The organism is Ulvibacterium marinum (assembly GCF_003626755.1).
In the GTDB taxonomy this organism is placed as follows: domain Bacteria; phylum Bacteroidota; class Bacteroidia; order Flavobacteriales; family Flavobacteriaceae; genus Ulvibacterium; species Ulvibacterium marinum.
Window position 1 is genome coordinate 117,899 of sequence record NZ_RBCJ01000005.1, and the last position, 21,005, is coordinate 138,903.

General features: G+C 44.0%; 8 protein-coding genes. 1 reads left to right on the forward strand and 7 read right to left on the reverse strand.

Annotation, left to right across the window (positions count from 1 at the left end; all coding sequences use genetic code 11):
- Positions 1-9 precede the first annotated feature (9 nt).
- The 6 genes from D7Z94_RS21900 to D7Z94_RS21925 all read right to left on the reverse strand — a co-directional run bounded on the left by D7Z94_RS21900 (position 10) and on the right by D7Z94_RS21925 (position 19,723).
- Positions 10-1,263 carry an NAD(P)/FAD-dependent oxidoreductase gene (locus tag D7Z94_RS21900; RefSeq protein WP_120713781.1) on the reverse strand — a complete coding sequence of 418 codons (1,254 nt, stop codon included), beginning with the start codon at positions 1,261-1,263 and terminating at the stop codon, positions 10-12.
- A 1-nt stretch (position 1,264) separates the two neighbouring features.
- On the reverse strand, positions 1,265-2,275 hold the full coding sequence (locus tag D7Z94_RS21905) for a 4-hydroxyproline epimerase (protein WP_120713782.1): 1,011 nt from the start codon (positions 2,273-2,275) through the stop codon (positions 1,265-1,267).
- A 101-nt stretch (positions 2,276-2,376) separates the two neighbouring features.
- Entirely contained in the window at positions 2,377-3,960 is a 1,584-nt protein-coding gene (locus D7Z94_RS21910) for an aldehyde dehydrogenase (NADP(+)) (RefSeq protein ID WP_120714049.1), read from the reverse strand.
- Positions 3,961-4,072: 112 nt separating this feature from the next.
- Entirely contained in the window at positions 4,073-5,002 is a 930-nt protein-coding gene (locus tag D7Z94_RS21915) for a dihydrodipicolinate synthase family protein (RefSeq protein ID WP_120713783.1), read from the reverse strand.
- A gap of 228 nt (positions 5,003-5,230) precedes the next feature.
- Positions 5,231-7,297 carry a DUF11 domain-containing protein gene (locus D7Z94_RS21920; RefSeq protein WP_120714050.1) on the reverse strand — a complete coding sequence of 689 codons (2,067 nt, stop codon included), beginning with the start codon at positions 7,295-7,297 and terminating at the stop codon, positions 5,231-5,233.
- A gap of 21 nt (positions 7,298-7,318) precedes the next feature.
- A complete protein-coding gene (locus D7Z94_RS21925; RefSeq protein WP_147415963.1) occupies positions 7,319-19,723 on the reverse strand; it encodes a T9SS type B sorting domain-containing protein in 12,405 nt (4,134 codons plus the stop codon).
- A gap of 327 nt (positions 19,724-20,050) precedes the next feature.
- Between D7Z94_RS21925 and D7Z94_RS21930 the strand changes: the two genes are divergently transcribed.
- The gene (locus tag D7Z94_RS21930; protein WP_120713785.1) at positions 20,051-20,233 is read left to right on the forward strand and encodes a hypothetical protein; all 183 of its coding nucleotides are present in this window, start codon (positions 20,051-20,053) and stop codon (positions 20,231-20,233) included.
- 23 nt (positions 20,234-20,256) lie between these two features.
- Here D7Z94_RS21930 and D7Z94_RS21935 read toward each other — a convergent pair whose 3' ends face one another.
- Positions 20,257-20,928: a hypothetical protein gene (locus D7Z94_RS21935; protein ID WP_211341841.1), complete on the reverse strand. Its 672-nt coding sequence runs from the start codon at positions 20,926-20,928 to the stop codon at positions 20,257-20,259.
- Between the last annotated feature and the right edge of the window lie 77 nt (positions 20,929-21,005).

Genomic DNA, 21,005 nt, shown 5'->3' on the forward strand with positions numbered 1-21,005 from the left:
ATTAAGGAATTAGTTGAATTTTCGATCAGGGCTAAAGGGCGTAAGATCCATATCCGGCTTTACATCATCTATGAGCTGTTGTACAAATTTACCCGTTGCGGGGCCCAAGCTCCAGCCCATCATGGCGTGGCCGGTGGCTATAAGCAGGTTGGGAAAGCCGTTGAACTTGCCTATGTAGGGTAACCCGTCCGGGGAAACAGGGCGTAGTCCCATCTTGGCCTTACTTTTTTCTTCGGCTGTTATTTCAAGTTCAGGGTAAAACCGCCGTGCACCCTTGGCAATGGCCGCTACGCGCTCCTGACGTATGATATGGTTTATACCAGAAAATTCCATGGTCCCAGCAAATCGGGTAAACCCCCGCATTGGGGTGACCGCCATTTTGGCTTCCATTAGGATGGCGGGTAGGGTAATTCCGGTATCCCTAGATACATTTATACTATACCCTTTACCCGCTTGAAGCGGTAAAACTTTTCCCAGTATTTTGGCGAGCTTGCCACTCCAAGATCCTGCAGCAAGCACTATTTCATCTCCACTATAGGAGTTTTTCGAGGTTTGTACTTCGGTTATTTTATCATCCTTTACTATTATATCTCGTACCTCTTCATCAATTTTAAACTTTACACCAACACGCTTTAGATATTCTACCATTTTGGGCATGAACTCTGTGGGGGTAGTATGTCCATCACATTCATAATAAATTGCTCCTTTCGCATCGATCTTCACATCGGGTTGCAGTCGCCCAAGGTCTTTAGCATCCATTTCGGAAACTTCCAGACCCAGTTTCCCCGCCTTCTGTGCTACATCTAGTTCATGCTCTAATGCAGCATTTGTTTGGTAGAGCATTAATAGTCCTTTACGTTCCAATTGAAAATCACCCAAGTCTCCTGAGGTCTTGATATCCTGAAAAAGCTCCCGACTCAAAAGATTGATTTCCTTAATGATGGGAATGGCTCTTTCCACCTTAGCCTTGGTCGAAGATTTATGGAAATACCAGGACCATTTTAAGAAATCCAGGTCCCAACGCGGTTTGATGTATAGAGGACTGGAAGAATCCATCATCCATTTCAGTCCCTGTATTAAAACACCGGGCGCGGCCAGGGGGATGATATGACTAGGTGTTAAATATCCCGCATTTACAAAGGAAGCCCCAGAACTGATATCAGATTTGTCGATAACCGTAACCTCATGTCCCGCCTTACTTAAAAAATAGGCGGAGCTTAACCCAATTATACCCCCTCCGATAATTACAACCTTTCTTCCCATACTAAATTACCTGAAACCCATAGGCATAGGGATCGTCCTCATCTATGGTTATGGTATTATGCCCATAGATTCTTGCCCAGCCCTTTATACTAGGTTTAATAGCTGTTTCTCCCAACAGTGTTGTCTCCTGCTCTACCCTTCCCTCAAATTTGGATCCGATAAAACTTTCATGTACAAAAGTTTCCCCAATGGAAAGTCTCCCTTTGGCGTGCCATTGGGCCATTCGTGCGGAAGTACCCGTTCCACAAGGTGATCGGTCAATGGCCTTATCTCCATAAAATACCGCATTACGGGCAGTGGCTTCCTGGGAAAGGGTATCTCCCGACCACATAATGTGACTCACATTCCTGATCGTATTGTCTTCGGGATGGATGAATCGGTCAGGGTACTTAAGATTGATTTTCTCCCGGATTTCTTGGCTAAACCGAATCAATTCACTGGCCGAAAAGTCCTGTAGACCCGAAAAATTAGGTTGGGTATCAAAAATGGCATAGAAGTTACCTCCATAGGCTACATCAAATTCCAGTTCCCCCAAGGCAGTACTGGCTATGGTAAGCTCCGAAGCTGCTAGATAGGATTTCACATTGGTCAGCTTTACCCATTCCACTTTTTTATTTTCCGTTAACCTATACTCAATTTCAACGAGGCCTGCTGGAGTTTCCAAACGTATTTGCCCCGGAACTTTTGGGGTAATAATATCCTCTTCGAGTGCAATAGTGACGCTACCAATAGTACCATGGCCACACATAGGTAGGCAACCGCTCGTTTCTATAAAAAGAATGCCTATATCGTTATTGGAATCCATTGGCGGGTACAGGATGCTTCCACTCATCATATCGTGACCACGGGGCTCGAACATAAGCCCTCTCCGAATCCAGTCGTATTCCTTTATAAAATGCTGTCTTTTCTCAGCCATATTGGAACCTTTCAGTTCCGGCCCGCCGGTCTTGACCAATCTTACCGGATTTCCACAAGTATGTGCATCTATACAATCAAATCTGTGTATGGACATGTCGAAATAAGTCAAAATTTACTGGGCTATTTAATCTAGGAGATGGTATAGTTCCTTTACTTGCACCAATCACCAAAACAATAAAGATTCCCGCCAAGTAGTCAAATTTTTGAAGTAGTATATTTTCCATCCACCAAGCGCATTATGCCTAAAGGATTATTATCTTTCAAGGCATCCGGCAAATGATTTTGCGGCCAATTCTGATACGAAACAGGTCTTACCCAACGTTGAATAGCAGAAGTTCCGACGGAAGTAAAACGACTATCCGTACTCGCCGGAAAGGGTCCGCCATGTTGCATTGAGGGACAGACTTCCACACCGGTAGGCACCCCGTTAAAGATTAAACGCCCTACCCTATTCTTAAGCGCCTCAACAACAGGACCATAATTCTCCAGCTCTTCTTCATTCCCTAAAACAGTCCCCGTCAATTGGCCTTCCAGTTGATCGATTACCTTCTCCAGTTCATCCGTATTCTCGCATTGCACCAGAACGGAGAACGGTCCAAAAACCTCTTGATGTAATTTGGGGTTGGCCATAAAATCCGACCCGTCTACCTTTAATATCCGTTGCTTTCCATAGTTAGGTGGTACTTCCGTATCAAAGGAAGCCACTACTTCAGTTTTGGATTGGGAAGAGAGTTCTTCTTTTCCTTTTTCGTATCCCTTGTGAATATTGGGGTGCAACATGCATCCCGGTTCAATTTTTTCTATCTCTTTTCCCAAAATGGAACCAAACTCTTCCAATTCTTTGCCTTTAACACCTAAAAGCAATCCTGGATTGGTGCAAAATTGTCCCGCTCCCAGTGTAATAGAGCCTGCGTAACTTTTTGCCCAATCCTCCCCCTTTGCCATTAATGCTCCCGGCAATGCAACAACAGGATTAATACTTCCCATTTCGGCAAAAACGGGTATGGGCTCCTTACGCTCATTAGCCAATTGGTACAGCGCCGTTCCACCTCGTATACTTCCCGTAAAACCTACACCCTTAACATTAGGATGCATAACCAGTTTCTGACCTACTTCGATTCCACTACTATTGAGATTGGAAAATACACCGTCCGGCATTCCCGTTCGTTCAACCGCACGGATCATGGCTGAAGCCACCAGTTCTCCCGTACCTGCATGCATGGGATGACTTTTTACAATAACCGGACACCCGGCTGCAAGCGCACTCGCCGTATCCCCGCCGGCCGTTGAAAAAGCCAGAGGAAAATTACTTGATCCAAAAACGGCGATAGGGCCAATAGGCACCTGCATTTTTCGAATATCCGTTTTAGGTAGAGGCTGACGTTCTGGTTGTGCCGTGTCTATGGTAGCATCTATCCAAGATCCTTCTTCCAACAAATTGGCAAAGGCTCGCAATTGGCCCATAGTACGGCCTCGCTCACCTTTTGCCCGACCTTCTGGAAGCCCGGATTCTTTCATATAGCTTTCTATCAACACATCACCAAGACCTTCTATTTCCTCCGCAATAGCGATTAGAAAATCAGCCCTTTGTTCCCCGGACGTATTCTTATACACTTTGAAAGCGGATTGTGCCTTCTCTGCGGCTGTATCAATTTCCCCATCCGTAGCTTCATGAAAATTCCATTCTGTTGGAATATTCAATTTTGGGTCGAACGTATTAAAGGTAATATTACCCTTTGCCGAAAGTTCATTACCTATATAATTTTTGCCCGTTATCATGAATGATTTTTTTATAACTATTTTCCGTAAACGTTTTTTTTGCAGTCCTTCGAAGATAAAAAACAAACGCTAAAAGGGAGTCTATTATCCAGAATTTCTCTTGCGGAGAAAATCATTCGATAGATTTGGCCAACGACCTATACTCCGGTAATTCTGGTCGCGTACGTAGCCCCTCATCTATAATCTTTAGGACGCGGTCCCGATCCTGACCTTCCAGTTTCAATCTGGGGGCCCTCACATGTTCAGTGCCTATACCGGTAGCCACTTCAGCCAACTTGATGTTCTGTACCAACTGTGGGCTAATGTCCAGCTCCAAAAGTGGTAGGAACCAACGGTATATTTCAGTAGCCTCCTTAATCTTGCCCGCTTTGGCCAGCTCATAAATAGCGACCGTCTCCGCAGGGAAGGCACAAACCAATCCGGCTACCCATCCGTCCGCTCCTAGCAAAAGGCTTTCCAAGGCAAGTGGATCCACTCCAGTAAGAATTTTTAAACGCTCCCCAAACCTATTCCGTAACCTGCCAATGTTAATGATATCCCGAGTGGACTCCTTTACCGCTCCTATATTTTTAAGCTCCAGTAACTCCTCGAACATATCACAGGTTACCTCAATTTTATAATCCACGGGATTATTATATATCATTATAGGTAAACCACTATTTTGGGCCACCTCCTTAAAATAGACCACGGTCTCATGGTCCGTTGCCTTATACCGCATAGGTGGTAGTACCATCAAAGCATCTGCTCCGTGCTTTTCCGCATTTTGAGCCGCAGAAATGGCTGCCTTGGTCGCCTGCTCCGCTATGGTCATTACTACCGGTATGCTGCCGGATACAGTCTCTAGGGTCTCCTTTATCAAAATCTCCTTTTCATCTTCAACGAGTGTACTTGCCTCTCCTAAGGACCCTCCTAAAACAATGCCGTGTACCCCGGCATCCATTTGAGCTTCGATGTTCTTGTTGAACATTTTTAAATCCAGTGTATCGTCCTCCGTGAATTTAGTAGTTATCGCAGGCATCACGCCTTCCCATTGTACTTTCATGATTATACTATATTGGAATTTATGGGGAAACTAATTCTTACCTAAAAGATACGCAAGAAAACTAGGGTTCAAAATTGAAATATTTATATCCTTTTCTTGATAAGGGGATAAATTTAGTCTCATTATCACACTTCCACTTGTTTTTTGGAAAGGGGAAATGGCACAAATTTATACAAGTCTGGCCATTGGAGATTCGAAGGAAGGTTAAATCAAACTATAATCCTTGATTTAGTTCCTGTTCACCCTGAAGGTGATTCTCCTATTGGTAATTACGTTTGTAGGCGGTATAAGGTTCACCTGTACATCCACGGATGGATTATCGGTCGTAGTATTTGAATCTGTTTGATCCTGGGTATTGGATATGGTGTTGGTGTAGGTCATGGAAGTAAGATGAATATTTGTAATGTATGCCCTGGCCACAAGGGTCATAGTAACCAGTTCGCCTCCTGTCATTGTGCCTATGCTCCAATTGGGATAACTGAAAGATCCCTTTGATACCGTAGCGGAAACAAAATCCAGCCCGTTTGGCAATATGTCAGTAATCTGAAGATTTGTCAATGGATCAAACCCTAAACTTTCGACCGTTATATCAAAGGACACCAATTCACCGTCGTTTACTACCAAATCCGTAGTTGACTTGTTCAAAACAACATCGGGATTACAGTAATATACTTGAATTGCGTTGGAGTCATAGCTACAGGAACCTTTCGTGACCCTAAGAAAATACTCACCGGCAGTCGTGGCCGAATAAGTAGGTGACGTAGCTCCCGGAATCAAAACACTATTGCCATACCATTGATAAGCGTCAAAAACCTCGCCTCCAGAAACCTCTAAAGTAGAACCTGGCAAACAATTGCTACCGCTTATCTGAAGATTTACATTAGGCAAGGTATCAAAGCCTGAGAAATATCCTGCCAATCCCCTTGCGCCGTTAAAGCCAAAAAAACCGACCGCAATAGGGCCCGTAGATTGAACGCTTACATCCCCGGTCAAATTGGGGACGTAGAAGGTCTTCCAATCCGAGGTTCCTGCCACCGCATTCGATGAAGGCAAAGTAACGGTACCCGTTCCATCAGTAACAGTAATATTGCTATCAGGTGTTGTTGTCGATGCAATTATGGTAACACCTCCGGAAACGTTTATACCAGCGGCATCCCTGATATCAGGAATATTGTCCATGGTATCTGGCAGAAGGCAGTTTACCGGTGCCACAAAATTCAACCCTTGTGTATACACTTGGCTTGAACCAGCTATACATTGGTAGGCATAAACATCCTCTGAGGTCTGCACGTACATGTTGGCCCCTACCGAATTGGAAGAGTAGTTGCTACCAGGTATCTCAAAATAGTCACCATTGTTGATGGTCGCTATAGGTGTGACCGATCCGTTTACATAGATTTCCGTATTGTCCTGTGTACCGATGATCAGTGGAAATTCAGTCTCTCCACCTGATCCCCCATTTCCGCGAACAAACACATAATCCCTACCGAGACTGCTCTCGGGTACGGGTTGATCAATCCCTGCATCCCGGTTACTTGCTCCGGCTTCTCGCCCATAATTCAGTGAGCCGCTACTGATAACAATATCCTTGTCGGAAACGATTGAGGCGCCAATCCAACCATCTTCATGGGCCGGGGTCGGGGAATTGCCAATATAGGTTTCAAAGACAAAGGATTCATTGGCATCCAAAACAATTTGATAACTATCCGCAGTAATTCCGGCAACATTGGATCCTACCCGAAATTCACAACCGGAATCATATCCAAAGACATCGATTGTGGTATTGTCCTCGGTGGCCATAATACCCAAAGTATTGGATTTTGAAACATGGCTTCCTAAGTTGGGAACGCCACCCCATTTAAAACTTGTCCCCAGGGCAGCCCTCCCTTTGGAGGTCAACGAAGCTGCTTGGGAACCTGATCTCCCCCTATAGTTTACATAAAAGCTGTTACCTCCCGGAGCTTCAAAACGCAACCCGCTATTGGTCAATACTACACCTGTATTGGTATTGTTTACCAAGGTTATGTTGTTATCCCCATTCGCAAGATTGTATGTGGCTGGAGTCGTGTTGGAAATCGAAAAGGACGTAATCGGCGTAGCATTTGTGCCTTGATAGACATTAACCGTAAAAGAGGTGTTCTCCGGAGTAGATAGGTAAACCGCCTGCTGCTGAATTGCACCATTGTTCTGCCCTTGTTTGAGCGGTGGTAAGTAATGCAAATCGCTGAGCTGCCCATAGGAAATGAATCCTACCAACGAAAAAAGAAGAAAAAGATACTTTTTTTGAAACCACATCCTGAAAACAGGCATTTTAGTTTAACGATACAGGGTGAAATTACCTACGAACTCACGCTCATCCTCAATACCGTTAAGCTTAATGATATACCAATAGTCTCCCGTAGGTAGACCATTGAATTTGTATTGTCCATCCCAACTGTCTTGATTGCCCTGGAATTGAAAAATATTTCTTCCGTAGCGGTCAAAGATCTTTATGAAAATATTGGGGTATTGTTCTATATTTCGTGGAGCCCATGAATCATTGTTACCATCCCCATCCGGAGTAAAGAAATTTGGAATTTCGATATCTATGAATTCCATGAAAATCTCTTGGGTAATACTACATCCGTTTTCATCGGTTACCGTTACGGTATATGTACCGGTCTCGCGGATATAATACGCCTGATCCGTGGTAGGAGGCTCATCATTGAAGATAAAAGTGTAATTGCCCGATCCACCCAATGCTTCGGTACTTATTTGGTTAATATCGCCCTCGCGGAGTTGCAATTCCAAAGGGTCAAAAATAGTGACCTCGAACGGAAAGGTTGTGGAACATCCATTACTATGAACTACCGTAATGATATGAGGTCCACCCGTAAGATTTTCAAAAACAGGCTCCAACTGCATATCCAAGGGTTCATCGGTGTCCAGACCGTAAAGTACCTCATTGGAAATACTGGGATCCTGAAAAACAATCTGTACGGAATTTGATGTGCTTCCTTGAGGATCGCATTCATACTGAACTACCGCCTCACCAGCTAGGTTAACCCCGCTCTGTACTTGGAATACCTCGGTAATTTCGCATCCATTCGCATCTTTGATATAAACCATATGGTTGCCGCTGGGTAGCCCGCTATAATCCAATACATCTTGGGCAAAATCCGCATCCTCATTGCTATTTAAACTCGTATAATACGGTGCCGTTCCTCCCGTTATTTCCAGTGTTATGGTTCCATCATTACTTTGATAGCATATCTCATCGGACACGGTTGAAGTAACGGCCAAAGCATCAGGTGGGGTCAATGAAAACTCCACAAGTTCAAAACAACCGTTTCCGTCCTGAACAATTATGGTATAATCTCCTGGGGCCAGTTCATCAAAACTATTCTCATCGTCAAACTGGTTTAGGTTCGGTGAAATGGCGAATTGATATGCTCCGCTTCCTCCAGTCACCTCTAAGAGTATGCTTCCATCATTGGAATCGGCACAACTAATTTCAGAGATAATAGGATCTACTACCAACGGTTCAGGTTCTGCTATTGGTACTACTTGGGAAATTGCTTCACAATCCCCACTTTGGACCCGTACATAGTAGTTGCCTGCAGATAAATCAGTAAACAATCCATTAGGTTGGTTAGGTAAAATCTCTGTGTTTGAATCCGCATCGAAAAGCGCATACTCATAGTTCCCCAGCCCGCCATTGGCATTAGCTCTAATAGCCGCTGTAGCGTTACCATTACAATTTATGTTTGCAGCGGATGTATCCAAGGGTACCGAAAGGTCTGCAAAGGGGTCTACGGAAACTTCATTGGATATTATGGAAATACAATTAAAACTATCCCTAATATAGTATTGGTAATCATTACCAGATGCCACGTTGGTGAATAGATGTGTGCCTGCTCCCTGGACATTGTTCATAGGAATAAAGTTGCTATTGTCCTCACTCCATTCGTAGGGTCCGGTTCCTCCGGAAGCCACCAAAAGTAGTTCTGTATCCATTTGACAGCTTAGCGCCTGACTGGTAAACAGTTGTGCCTGCACATCAACGGGGTTCTCTATTTCAACTATTGAGCTCGTTTCGGTACATCCAAAGTCATCGGTTATCACAATACTATAAAATCCTGCGCCTAAATTGGTAAAGGTGCGGTCGTCTTGGGACACCGAGGTACTAAGCAGCGTACCTCCCGCCGCATCGCTATAGGTGTTTAGCACATACCTATAGTTGATATTCCCAGGGCTTATGGATACTGATGCATTTGTGTCCCCCTGACAAACCAACGTTGTATTAGAGATGGTACCGGTAATGGGACTTGGCAATGCCAAATTAAAGGCACTGTTGAATACTCGGTTACAAGTAAGCGCATCGGTAATACTAACGTTATAATCCCCGTCGCTTAATCCTTGGAAGAGGTGGCTGCTCACCGATGTTTCCACGGTAGTTGTACCACTACCTACGTGGGTCAGGGCTATGGTATAGGGTCCTTGACCTCCCGTTGGGGCTATCAAGGCACTACCCTGGTGGTTACTACAGCCCACATTGGTCAAATCAATAGGGCTCAAGGTAATCGGCGCCGAGGGTGTTGCAATACTGAAGGACCGTACCTGGCTACATTCCGGAAGGGCATCCTGAACCACTTCCACCAAATAGTTACCGGCAGGCACGGCGATAGGACTCGTTGGGCCCAGGTTTGCCGAATTTCCATGAACAATGGCTAAGCCATCATCGGAACGGTCCGATGGAGTTCCATTGGTATCAAAAATACTCCATGAGAACCCACCACTATAGGTTGCATCGACCAGGGTAAGTCGAATACTACCATCAGTTCCAAAGCATACTACATCCGAAAGCTTTTCAACAGTGACATCGAAAGTGTTTGGTTCTTCAACAACATGGTCTACAATTATCTCGCACTCTGTTGCAATATTTCGTACCGCAAAGGTATGAGTCCCTGGCTGTAGCTCGGTAAATACATTTTCGTGGATGGCATCCTGGGTGTAAGTCCCAGCTGAGAGTACTGTAAATTGGTAATTTCCCAGATTGGTGGTACTATTAGTTACACTTCCCGTAACATCTATACGGATTTCCTCTCCCGTGTTTGAACAGCTTATGTCTTGACTCACATGTATTGTGGGTATGGCCATTTCGTCAAAAGGTACTATAATAGGGCTTGTGCTTCCCATACAGCCATTTTCATCATAGACATTGATAAGATAGTTGCCTCCTGCAAAATCGGTTTCGATCCAAGTAGGGTTTGTACCACCCTGTACCAGATTTCCGTCACGTATGAATTCATATCGCACATAATTTCCAGATCCACCGTTTGCCCCCGCAAAGGTTAGACTTGCATTTCCAAATGTATTTCCTGAAGAGCATTCATAGGGTACCGGATCAATAGTATTTACGGTAATGACATCAGGTTCGGAAATCACTTGGGTGGTCTCTGCGAAGCAACCATTGGGCGAAGTCACCCTAACGGTATAGTTGATACCTGAACCTGTTGCCTCAAGGTTCTGGAAGGTAACCGTATTTCCGCCATTGGGTGCACTTATGGGAAAGGTACTGAGTACAGCCCCTGTTCCCGAAACTATTTCAATAACATGTGTGCCGGCCACCAGGTTAGTAGCGGTAACCGTTAGGGTACCATCGTTTGCCCCATTGCAGGTGGCATTGGTAAAGGCATCCACCGATATGCTGGGTACTACGGCCGGGACGACTACCACGGTGAACGTTCGAGAACATTCTGGCCCATCAACGCCAATATCATAAATATGTACTGTATATGTATCCGCTGTTAGCGCTGGAACAGCAGTTGGGTTGATGGCCAAGGCCTGTCTTGAAATTAAAGTGCTTGAAGTACCTACTATTTCGTATTCATAATTTCCCGAACCATGGGTGGCTTCCACCAATATTTCTGCTTCATGGCCAACACCACAGCCCAAATTTTGCACCAAGTTGGCGTTAGCCTGTAGGCTGGGATGTACGGTTACGGTATCCGTATCTCCACAACCATTGCCGTCCAAAATGGTTGCCGTATAGGTACCCAAGGGCACATTGGTAAACAGACCCGTATTATTGCTAGCGGTATAACCCGCTCCATTATCTATACTATAATGAATGGGTGCCGCTGAAAATGAAGTAACCGTAATACTGGCTTGGGGGCCACAATTGTTAACTTCAATATTGTGGATGTCCGGATTGGGCGAAAGATTCAAATTCACATTACCCAACGGTGTGGAACATCCATATTGATCGGTTACCGAAACCGTGTATGATCCAGAAGGTGAATTTGCTGGAACTTCAATCGGATTGTCCAATGTACCGGTAATCGGTGCAAACGGAGCCGGACCCGTTACATCATAGTAATAGGTACCACCACCGCCGGAAATGTCAGGAATCTCTATAAGTCCCGTGCGATTACAGGCAATATCCCGCAACATACCGGGAGTACCGGTAATGGCATCCAACTCTTCCAGCAATTCGTTTTCCGAAGCACTGACACAGCTGGAAACAGCACCATCCATTTTCGTAACTTCTATGAAATAACTTCCTGTTCCCAAAGAATTAAAGGTCAACGTTTGGGGAGCGGAGAAGGGAACATTTCCGCCACTGTCACTAACCAATACAGGTGTTCCCGAGGATATGTCGTAAAATGACCATTGCATTTCCGTACCCGGTGATACTATATTCTCAACAATGGTATAAGTAATGCTACCGTTATTACTTCCGTTACATGAGGGTGTAAGCGAAGAGGTAATTCCCAAAGGCTGGGTTATCAAGTTGTTTACATTTACGTCACTCTGTCTTGTGCAGCTGTTGTTGTCCTGCACATAAAAAACATAGGTTCTACCGGGAACCAAGCCCAACCATTCATATCTGCCATGTCCGGCCAGTACTGGGCTACCGTCTTTATGTGTACTTTCTCCTGGAAACCAAGTAGCGGTTGTAGGATCAAAATTTGCGGGGTCATCACTAAACGCGTACTGATAAGGGGCCACCCCTTGGGAACCTTGTACGACGACCTGAAGCTCATTACAATTCACTACCAATGCGGATAGGGTAATGTCAAGATTGTCCAGTGGATATGGAATGATGAATTGAGGTAAATCGGTTTGACAGATAGTATTCCCGGAACCATCTACTGTCCTTAAGGAAGGATGGACGATTTGGCCGGAATTATATCCCCTGAATTGATCCGAAGACTGCCAGGTTGCACCGGCATCATCACTAAACTCAACGGTACCAATCGTAGTTGGATAGCCAGTAACATTAAATCCAAAATCAGTTGGCAATCCTGTACAATCACCAGGGGTTTCCCCTGTAACAGTAGCTGTTAGCTCATCCGGATTGTTCAAGGTCACCGGTGTATCGGTCATGGGACAACCATGTGTATCTGTTACGGAAATGGCATAATCGCCTGGATTTAAATTGAAAAATGTATAATCGTTGGCCAATACATTGTTTACGGTTTGATCAGAAGCTCCTCCGTTGTCCAAATCAAGAATCTCAATAGTAAAAGGTGCATCTCCTGCCGTAATGGTAATATCTATTGAACCTAGACCATCATGGCACTCTGGATCGGTCGGGGTGGTCGTAAATGCCAAAACGGGAGCATTGCCCACAGTGACCATCTGCACAAATTGGCAATAGGGATTGGGTGTAACAGAACCATTATTATCCCTCACATAAACATCATAACCACCGGCAGAACCACTGGTTACCGTAAAGGTGTGTGACGTACCAAAATCGGAATCCGCTACGGTTGAGCCTGTTGGCAAAAACGCATACACATAATTACCATCACCACCAGAAGGAGTAACTGTAATGCTACCATCTGCACAATCGGTAACATCAACGGCATCTATTTGCGCCAATAGGACTTGATCTATGATAACAGGAGTCGCTGTATTTGAAGCGGAACAGCCATAGGTGTCGAACACCTCAATGGTATAGGTACCGTCCCCTAAATTGGTAAAGGTGTATTCGGTAGGAGTGGTTATGGATGGACTCATTGGTGCGCCTCCATTAATGCTAAACGTGTAATCACCGTTTCCTGAGGTTACCTGAACGGTTATGGTAGCATTGTTTTGGCCGTCATAACAATTGGTATGGGATGTTGTTAAAGTTATGGTCTGTGGTAGGGATACCGTAACTGCCATTGCAGATTGCAAGAGTACTTCGCAACTATTCTTATCACGTACCCGAACAAGGTAATCGCCATTCGTAATATTTGGGAATACAGGACCAGTTTGGTACGATGTAACAATATTTCCTAGGGTATCCTCCAGTTGGTATTCATATCCAGGACTTCCACCAGTGGCCGAAGCTTCCAGCGTTGCACCCGTATTCGAACAAGTAAATTCGGAGGTTAAGCCTAATGTAGGCACTATAACCGAAGGTTCCGTAATTGTAACAGGGAAATCTACAGAGCATGTATTTTCATCCGCTTTTCTTACCCAAACGGTATAAATTCCATCGGCCAAATTAGTTGTCGTAGTAACCGGTGAGGTCATTGAAGCAATCCAATTGATATCGTCCAAAGAGTATTCAAACCCTGCCAGGGAGTCAAAATTCGAGACCTCAAAACGAATGGATCCATCTGCGACCCCGTTACAACTTGGATCAATAACGTTTAGCAATTGGGCATCAAACGCCTGATCAGCCTCCACTAATATTGCCAAATCTTGGGTTTTTGGACAAACAGAGGGCACTTGGAAAGCTGTAATATCATCCAAAATTAAATCATTGCCGTCATTACTGTTAACATTAGTTCTAAAAACAATATCGATATCAATGTTGGTTCCAGGGTCAAACGATATGGTCCGTTCATGCCAGTCCGTATCATTGGTGTTTTTTGGAATTTCCAGGGCTACTTCACTATAAATTAAAGCTCCCGTATTGTCTAAAATCTCGATAAGTACCTCGGGATTGTTACCAGCTCCTGATAGATTCATGAGGTTATAGGCCCAGAAATTTAGGGTGATTTCCTCATTGGGCAGTACTTCTATATCCCGCCTTGCCCATAAAATATTATTGAGTTGTGGGTTACCTGTATCGGAGAAGTTACTCACGTCTATGGCCAAGAACCTGCCATCCGTAAGATTTGTATGGTCTTGTGGACTGGTCCAAAAAGGAACGGGATTGGTGACCCGGTTGGTGACCGTATATTCACCATTCACTAAAATTCCGGCGGGGCCCCGATTACAGGTTGTTACTGAACCGTCTTGCGGTTCATAACAATAGTCTGGTCCAATTTCACCAATCTGGGTGGTTGTTCCTGCCCCAAAATCCTCGAAGAACAAGGTGCTTTGATTTGGCGCTATGCTACTGGAATAACCTACCGTCACGGTTTGTGTTCCAGCGGCAACGTTGGTAAATATGTTATTATCAGAAGGTGTATTTTCGGTGCCATTTAGGCTATAGGTATAGTCAAAATCCGTAGTGTTCGATGTTGAAATGGTAATGGTCCCTATGCCATTACAATCATAATCGACGGCATATGATAAGTTGGGATCCGATACTTGAGCCGGAACCGTCAAATCCATATTGAAGGTACATTCCAAAGCATCCCTGACCACCAATTGATGGGTTCCCGCTAAAAGGTTTCTTTCGTTTACGGGGCCAAAATTACTGCCTCCATCAAAACTGTATTCATAAGGTGCCTGCCCACCATTGGCATTCAAGATCTTGACCAATGCCCCGCTCGGATTACAAGAAGCGTCCTCTACTATGGCCGCCGATGCGGTTAATCGAAACGGTTGATCAATTTCATAATCGGAGCTTACCACACAACCCGTAGCTCCACTTCCACTGGAATCCATAACGGTGATGGTGTATAGACCCGCAGAAAGGTTAGGAAACGTATCGGCCGTCTGGTAGTTGGTACCACCGTCCAAGCTATACTGGTATGGTGGAGTACCTCCGGTAACCGAAACGGTAAGGGACGCCGTTGAGTCGTCCGCACAGACAATGTCCGAATGTGAGGCCGAAATGGACGGACTATCCAAATATTCCATCGTAACCACATTTGAAATCGCATGGCAACCATTGTCATCAAAAACAATGAATTCATAATCTCCTGCCTCCAAAGGAGCATTGAAGAGAAATGAAGAAGCCGTTTGTACCGAGCCTGGAGGAATATCGGAAAGGCTAGGCGGACTTGGATAAAGATCAATACCGTCCTTGCTCCAAACCGCCATTCTGTAATCCGGGTTCGGACTTCCCCCACTCGGCGTTAGGTTTACTATCCCAGGGTCGCATGTTATATTTTCCCGAGTAACGGCAGTCAAAGTCAATTCCGGAATTTCATCAACGGTTATATTTTGGGTATCCGTACAGCCATCGACTGTCGTAGTAATCACTATGTAGTTTCCTTCATTGACATTGGTAAATGTATGGGTATTGTCGTCAGATACTAAATGACTGTCAACAAAAGTCCCTTGTCCCCCATTGCTGCCATCGTCTAGACGAAGTTCATAACTATACTGTGGTAAAACGTTCAGGGCCTGGATTGCTATTGTACCCAGGGTGTTACAATCGGCAGGGGTAGTCGTAATGTTAACTTGATAGTCCCGTTCAAGGATACCAATATCTTCTGTTTCAAAGATACAGGCACCATCAATCGGGTTTCCGGAAATAGGGTCCAATTGGGTAACCTGGATTTTGTAGGAGCCGCTGGTCGCAATATCAAAATTGGGTCCATTGTTACTGGAAAATGGAACAACAATAGCATTATTTGAGGTATTCACCAACTGGAACCCATAGCCCGCACCAATATTGGTGACCCTTATGTTCCCCGGAGTACTACAAAGAATATCCGAAGCGGTATGTTGGATATCCAAGGTGTTTTTGAACACATTGAAATAAAACCGACTAAAGCAACCATTTTGGTAGGTAATGACCACACGATACTCACCACTATCGGTTACCGTGAAATTATCTTCAGTAGCAACATCGTTCCAGGTACACCCAAAATTCTTGTTCGCGCAGTCATCACCATTATCCGAGCAACTGGTCTCATCCAATTTTTGCCAAACAATACTTTGACTATCGGTTATACCCAGCTGGATAAGGGCCGAATCGTTTTCGCCACATAGGAATATTTTTGGCAGTAAATCCCCATCCAAGGAACAGGCCACGATTTCACCATATAAGTCATTGTCCAAATCGCCGTCCGAATTCACCTGATTAAAATATGTTATTATTGGGTTGGTCTGTGTTGTGCCAAATCGCTCAACAGTGATTAATTCGGTTAGATCCTGGCAACTTCCACCACCAGACTTTTCTACAATGTAATTCCCTATATTCGTCACCAACAAAGTGCTCGGGTCGTTATCGGCATCTCCGTCATTCAAAACAGTATCCGAACCGTCAATTTGCCCATTTCCATTATTGTCGATTGCCCATATATATGTTCCGAACCCAGACCCAGCTGTAAGAAGAACGTCATCACCGCACAACTGTACAGTTCTTGCTTGGCTACAATTGGCCAAGTCATCCAAAATATTATTGCTCGCGACCTCCGGAGTGCTGTTGCACGGAAAGTTAGAGCTCCCTGGTTCATCTGTAAATACGGTTGGGTTTAGGACACCCTGAAAAGTGGAATATGCCAAATTTTCCAATTGGGAGGAACAGGCATCCACAAAATCTGAGCAGTTGGCCGAGATTGTCACTATAATCCTAATGGTATATTCTGGATCTCCTACCTCCACCAGGTTATTGGGAACCTGAAACTCAATGGTATTGGTGTTGATATCGTAGTTAAATGTAGTGCCCGACGCATCGGATACATCTATACTATTTTCAGGTACATCAACAGTAGCTAAGGTTACATTATTGGGCAGTATGTCCCTTATAACATAGTTGGTGGCATTGTCGTCCCCAGTATTTTGAAAGCGTAGTACATACTGAAAAGTCTGTCCAAGGTTAACACCTTGTCCATTAATGTCTCCTCCACCCAGGTTTTCTGAGGTATTGCCCAATAAAATCTCAGGAGCAAATACTTTTATATAAGTAGCATTGTTTACCGTACCGTCATTTGGGTCAACGACTGGTACCCCAGAACCATATTCACCGCCATCGCCACCATCTGCATTGTTGTCCTTGTAATATTCATTGGCATCACTACAACCATCATCATCGCTATCCAAATCCAAAGGATCGGGAAAGCCATCAGAATCGGTATCACAACCCGCTGTAAGAAGTAATCCTCTCATATTGGTAGGTCCTGCTACCGCTTGACCTATGGTAATGTCGTTATTACCAGATGGGTTCCAATTTACAATGTTGGCCGGAGTTGTAAGAATCATGGGCTCCATTGGACCATTGGAGGATCGTGTACCAAAAAGTCTAAACTCACCTGCTTGATCAACAATTACCCGAAGCAGTGGACTACCATGTGTGCCGGTTATGGTCCAAATGTCAGGATTACCGTTTTCTCCATAACCTGTGCCATCGATAAAATTAGCTGTATTCCCAGAGGCACCATCCTGGAATTGAATTTCTCCGGCAACATCATTTCCGTTGATTTGTAGGTTAAACGAATTGTCTATGCTAAAGACATCAAGCACCAAATAATTGTCAACGCTTATGAGGTCACTGTTATGGTTACTTCCGTTTGAAATATTGAATAGCAATGTGGCACACTCTTCCTCGTCATAAATACCATCATTATCATCATCCAAATCCGTAACATCGTTTACTCCATCGTTGTCAAAGTCGTTATGAACCGTTAGTAGGGCAGTGGGATTGTCCGGGGTTATGTTTGTATCCGTTTGATCCTGGGTATTGGTTACCGTGTTGGTTAAACTTAATAGAGGAAGGACATCTATTTCATCGCCACGTACCTCAAGTTCCAATTCGGCAACTTCACCTCCGTTTAAGGTTCCAATATTCCAAGTGTTGCCACTCCAACTTCCAGATATGGTAAAGGCATTTATTAAAGTAAGTCCTGTTGGGATATTATCCGTGATTTGTAGGTTGGTCAAAGGTCCAAGGCCCCAGTTTTGAACCCGGATGGTAAACGTAGCCGTCTCGCCTTCCATAATCTCAGCCTTATCCACTGTTTTCTCCAATACAACATCGGGATCACAGTATAGGGCTTGGATCAGGTTACTATCATAAGTACAGGGTCCTTTGGTACCCCTTAAGAAATAATCGCCAGCTCCTGGCGGTGAATAGCTTGGACTATTGGCACCTGGAATAGGTTGTCCATTTTCATACCATTGGAAAGCGTCGAAATTATTGTTCGTCGCTTCATAGATTTCTGATCCTACAAAACAGCCACTACCTCCTCTAATTGCAAGGGTTACCTCCGGCAAGGTGTCAAATCCGGAGAAGTATCCGGCTACTCCCCTTGCACCATTATATCCAAAAAATCCAACAGCCATAGGCCCTGTGGATTGTACACTTACATCCCCATTAAGATTGGGAATGAAAAAAGTTTTCCAGTCTGTAGAACCAGCAACAGGATTTGAAGCTGGTAAGGTTACCGCACCGTTTCCATCGGTAACCTGAATGTTGGCATCCGGGGTATTTGCAGCCGCTATAATAGTCATCCCCCCTGTTACATTTAAGCCTGCCATATTCCTGATGTCCGGAATATTGTCCATAACATCGGGTAATAAACAGTTTACGGGAGCAACAAAATTGAGTCCTTGTGTGTACACTTGACTTGCCCCGGCCATACACTGATAGGCATAGACATCTTTAGAGGTCTGTACGAACATATTGGCACCAACGGCATTGGCAGAGTAATAGCTATTAGGGACTTCAAAATAATCCCCATTGTTAAGTGTAGCTATCGGAGCAGGATTACCGTTTACAAAAATTTGGGTGTTATCCGCGGTAGCGATGAGTAGGGGAAACTCCGTCCAACCATTAGTATTTCCATTGCCACGGATAAATACGTATTCCTTACCCAAACGATTTTCAGGTACAGGTTGATCAATACCCGCATCGCGGTTACTGGCACCTACTTGCCTACCAAAGTTAATGGAACCATTGCTAATAACAATATCTTTATCGGAAATTATGGAAGCGCCAATCCACCCATCTTCGTGGGCCTGGGTGGGACTGTTTCCAATATAGGTTTCAAAAACAAAAGATTCATTGGCATTTAATGTAATGGTATAGGTGTTGTCCGTAATTCCCGCTCTATTGTTTCCAACTCTAAACTCACAGCCTGGGTCATAACCAAAAACGTTGATCGTAGTGTTGTTTTCCGTGGCCATAATGCCCAAAGTATTGGATTTGGACGAGTGGGCCCCTAGGTTTGGAACCCCTCCCCATTTAAAGCGGGTTCCTAGGGCCTGTCTTCCCTTTGCGGTCAATGAAGCAGCTTGAGCATTGGAGTTGCCCCTATAATTTACATAGAACCTATTTCCACTTGGAGATTCAAAACGTAAACCACTATTGGTAAGTACTACCCCGGTATTGGCATTGTTTACCAAGGTAATATTGTTGTCTCCATCGCCTAGGGTCCATACTGCAGGACTTACATTAGAAATATTAAAAGAAGCTACAGGGGCCGGATTGGTACCTCGATACGCGTTAACCGTAAAGGTTGTTGGTTCCGGGGTTGATAGATATATTGCTTGATCCCTGATACCTTGATTATTTTGACCTTGTTTTAACGGAGGTAAATAATGAAGGTCACTTAGCTGAGCGGAAATAAAATTGCAAGAAATAAGTAACAGGAACAGAAAGCACCTTTTTAACAATTTCATTTGATACCGGTCAAAACTGGGGGCCATGAGTACTATAATTGTAGTTGTTTATAACAAAGAAAATTGCTTTGGTAGTCAAAAGCAGATATTTGTTGTTAACTGCAAGAGGATAGTGGTGAGGCCTATTGCATTTGTTGTTTCAGCCTAATAGATGAACCATCATTTGAGAAGCCAAATTCGTTCTAAGGGTAAATAATACGTTTAAAGGAAAGCACTAGGTCTTGGATGTACCTCTAACATCACTTATTGTATTGGAATTTGGGAGAGAACCATTTCTTCTCGTGGAGATGAGCAAAAACCAGGGTGTAAAATTGCAAAGTACTTCGAATGGATGAATCCCCAGAAATAGAGGTTGTTTTTATTGAAAGTGATGAACGGCCTACAGGCTTAGGTGAACCTGGCACACCACCTTTGGCTCCGGCAGTATTAAACGCCATTTTTGACGTAAGTGGTAAACGTATACGGAAAATACCGGTCACCAAACAGGATATTTATGGCATTGATACTTAAGCTCATTCTAGAAACAGAAATTCTTAAGGTTTTAGTTTCCTTGTAATCTGGGCAATCTCTTTTATCGTTTGATCAATAAATGGACTTTTTTCGAGATACTTATTTGCATCTTTATTCATGGATTTTAGATCATGGATGGTAAGGTAATCTGGATGATAAATCTCTACAATCGTAGCATATTGAAACCTTTTTTTATTTTTTTCGATGTAAAATCCATACATATATATTGCCAATTCTGAATAGGCAATATTACCCATAAGGGTATATACCTTGGACAAATCCTTCGAAGGTGATAGTTCACCAAAAAAAACACTTTCCTTTCCAATCTCCCAGCCGTTATTTTTAAAAACACGTCCTATAGATCCTCCCTTTACAATCTCCCTATGTTCTTCCAAGAAGGTCGAATCAATTACCTCAGAGTAATTTACAAGAGCGAAGGTTCGCGTTATCTTTTTGTCGTCCTGTGAACTATAGAGATTGGATATTCTTGTTTTGGAATCGTCACTAAAGATTTTAATGGCATAACTTCCATACTTCATTTTAATCCGTTCACTATTCAGTAGTTTAGGCGATAAAATTGAGTCATAAGCGACCGAGGGCGATTCTGGATTCTGTTTTTTAAGGGCACAACCTGTAAGATTAAAAAATATACTCGCCAACAGGATTAGAATATATACGTATTGTTTGTTTTTCATTTCTATAGGTTGTTGTTCGTTTATACGTAGAACCCCTACCCTATCGGTTAGATAGCTCCTTAAACTTCGCATAGGTA

Coding starts and splice junctions, on each gene's coding strand:
- D7Z94_RS21935 (WP_211341841.1), bottom strand. CDS start 20,928: ATGAAAAACAAACAATACGTATATATTCTAATCCTGTTGGCGAGTATA.
- D7Z94_RS21910 (WP_120714049.1), bottom strand. CDS start 3,960: ATGATAACGGGCAAAAATTATATAGGTAATGAACTTTCGGCAAAGGGT.
- D7Z94_RS21920 (WP_120714050.1), bottom strand. CDS start 7,297: ATGTGGTTTCAAAAAAAGTATCTTTTTCTTCTTTTTTCGTTGGTAGGA.
- D7Z94_RS21925 (WP_147415963.1), bottom strand. CDS start 19,723: ATGAAATTGTTAAAAAGGTGCTTTCTGTTCCTGTTACTTATTTCTTGC.
- D7Z94_RS21915 (WP_120713783.1), bottom strand. CDS start 5,002: ATGAAAGTACAATGGGAAGGCGTGATGCCTGCGATAACTACTAAATTC.
- D7Z94_RS21905 (WP_120713782.1), bottom strand. CDS start 2,275: ATGTCCATACACAGATTTGATTGTATAGATGCACATACTTGTGGAAAT.
- D7Z94_RS21930 (WP_120713785.1), top strand. CDS start 20,051: ATGGATGAATCCCCAGAAATAGAGGTTGTTTTTATTGAAAGTGATGAA.
- D7Z94_RS21900 (WP_120713781.1), bottom strand. CDS start 1,263: ATGGGAAGAAAGGTTGTAATTATCGGAGGGGGTATAATTGGGTTAAGC.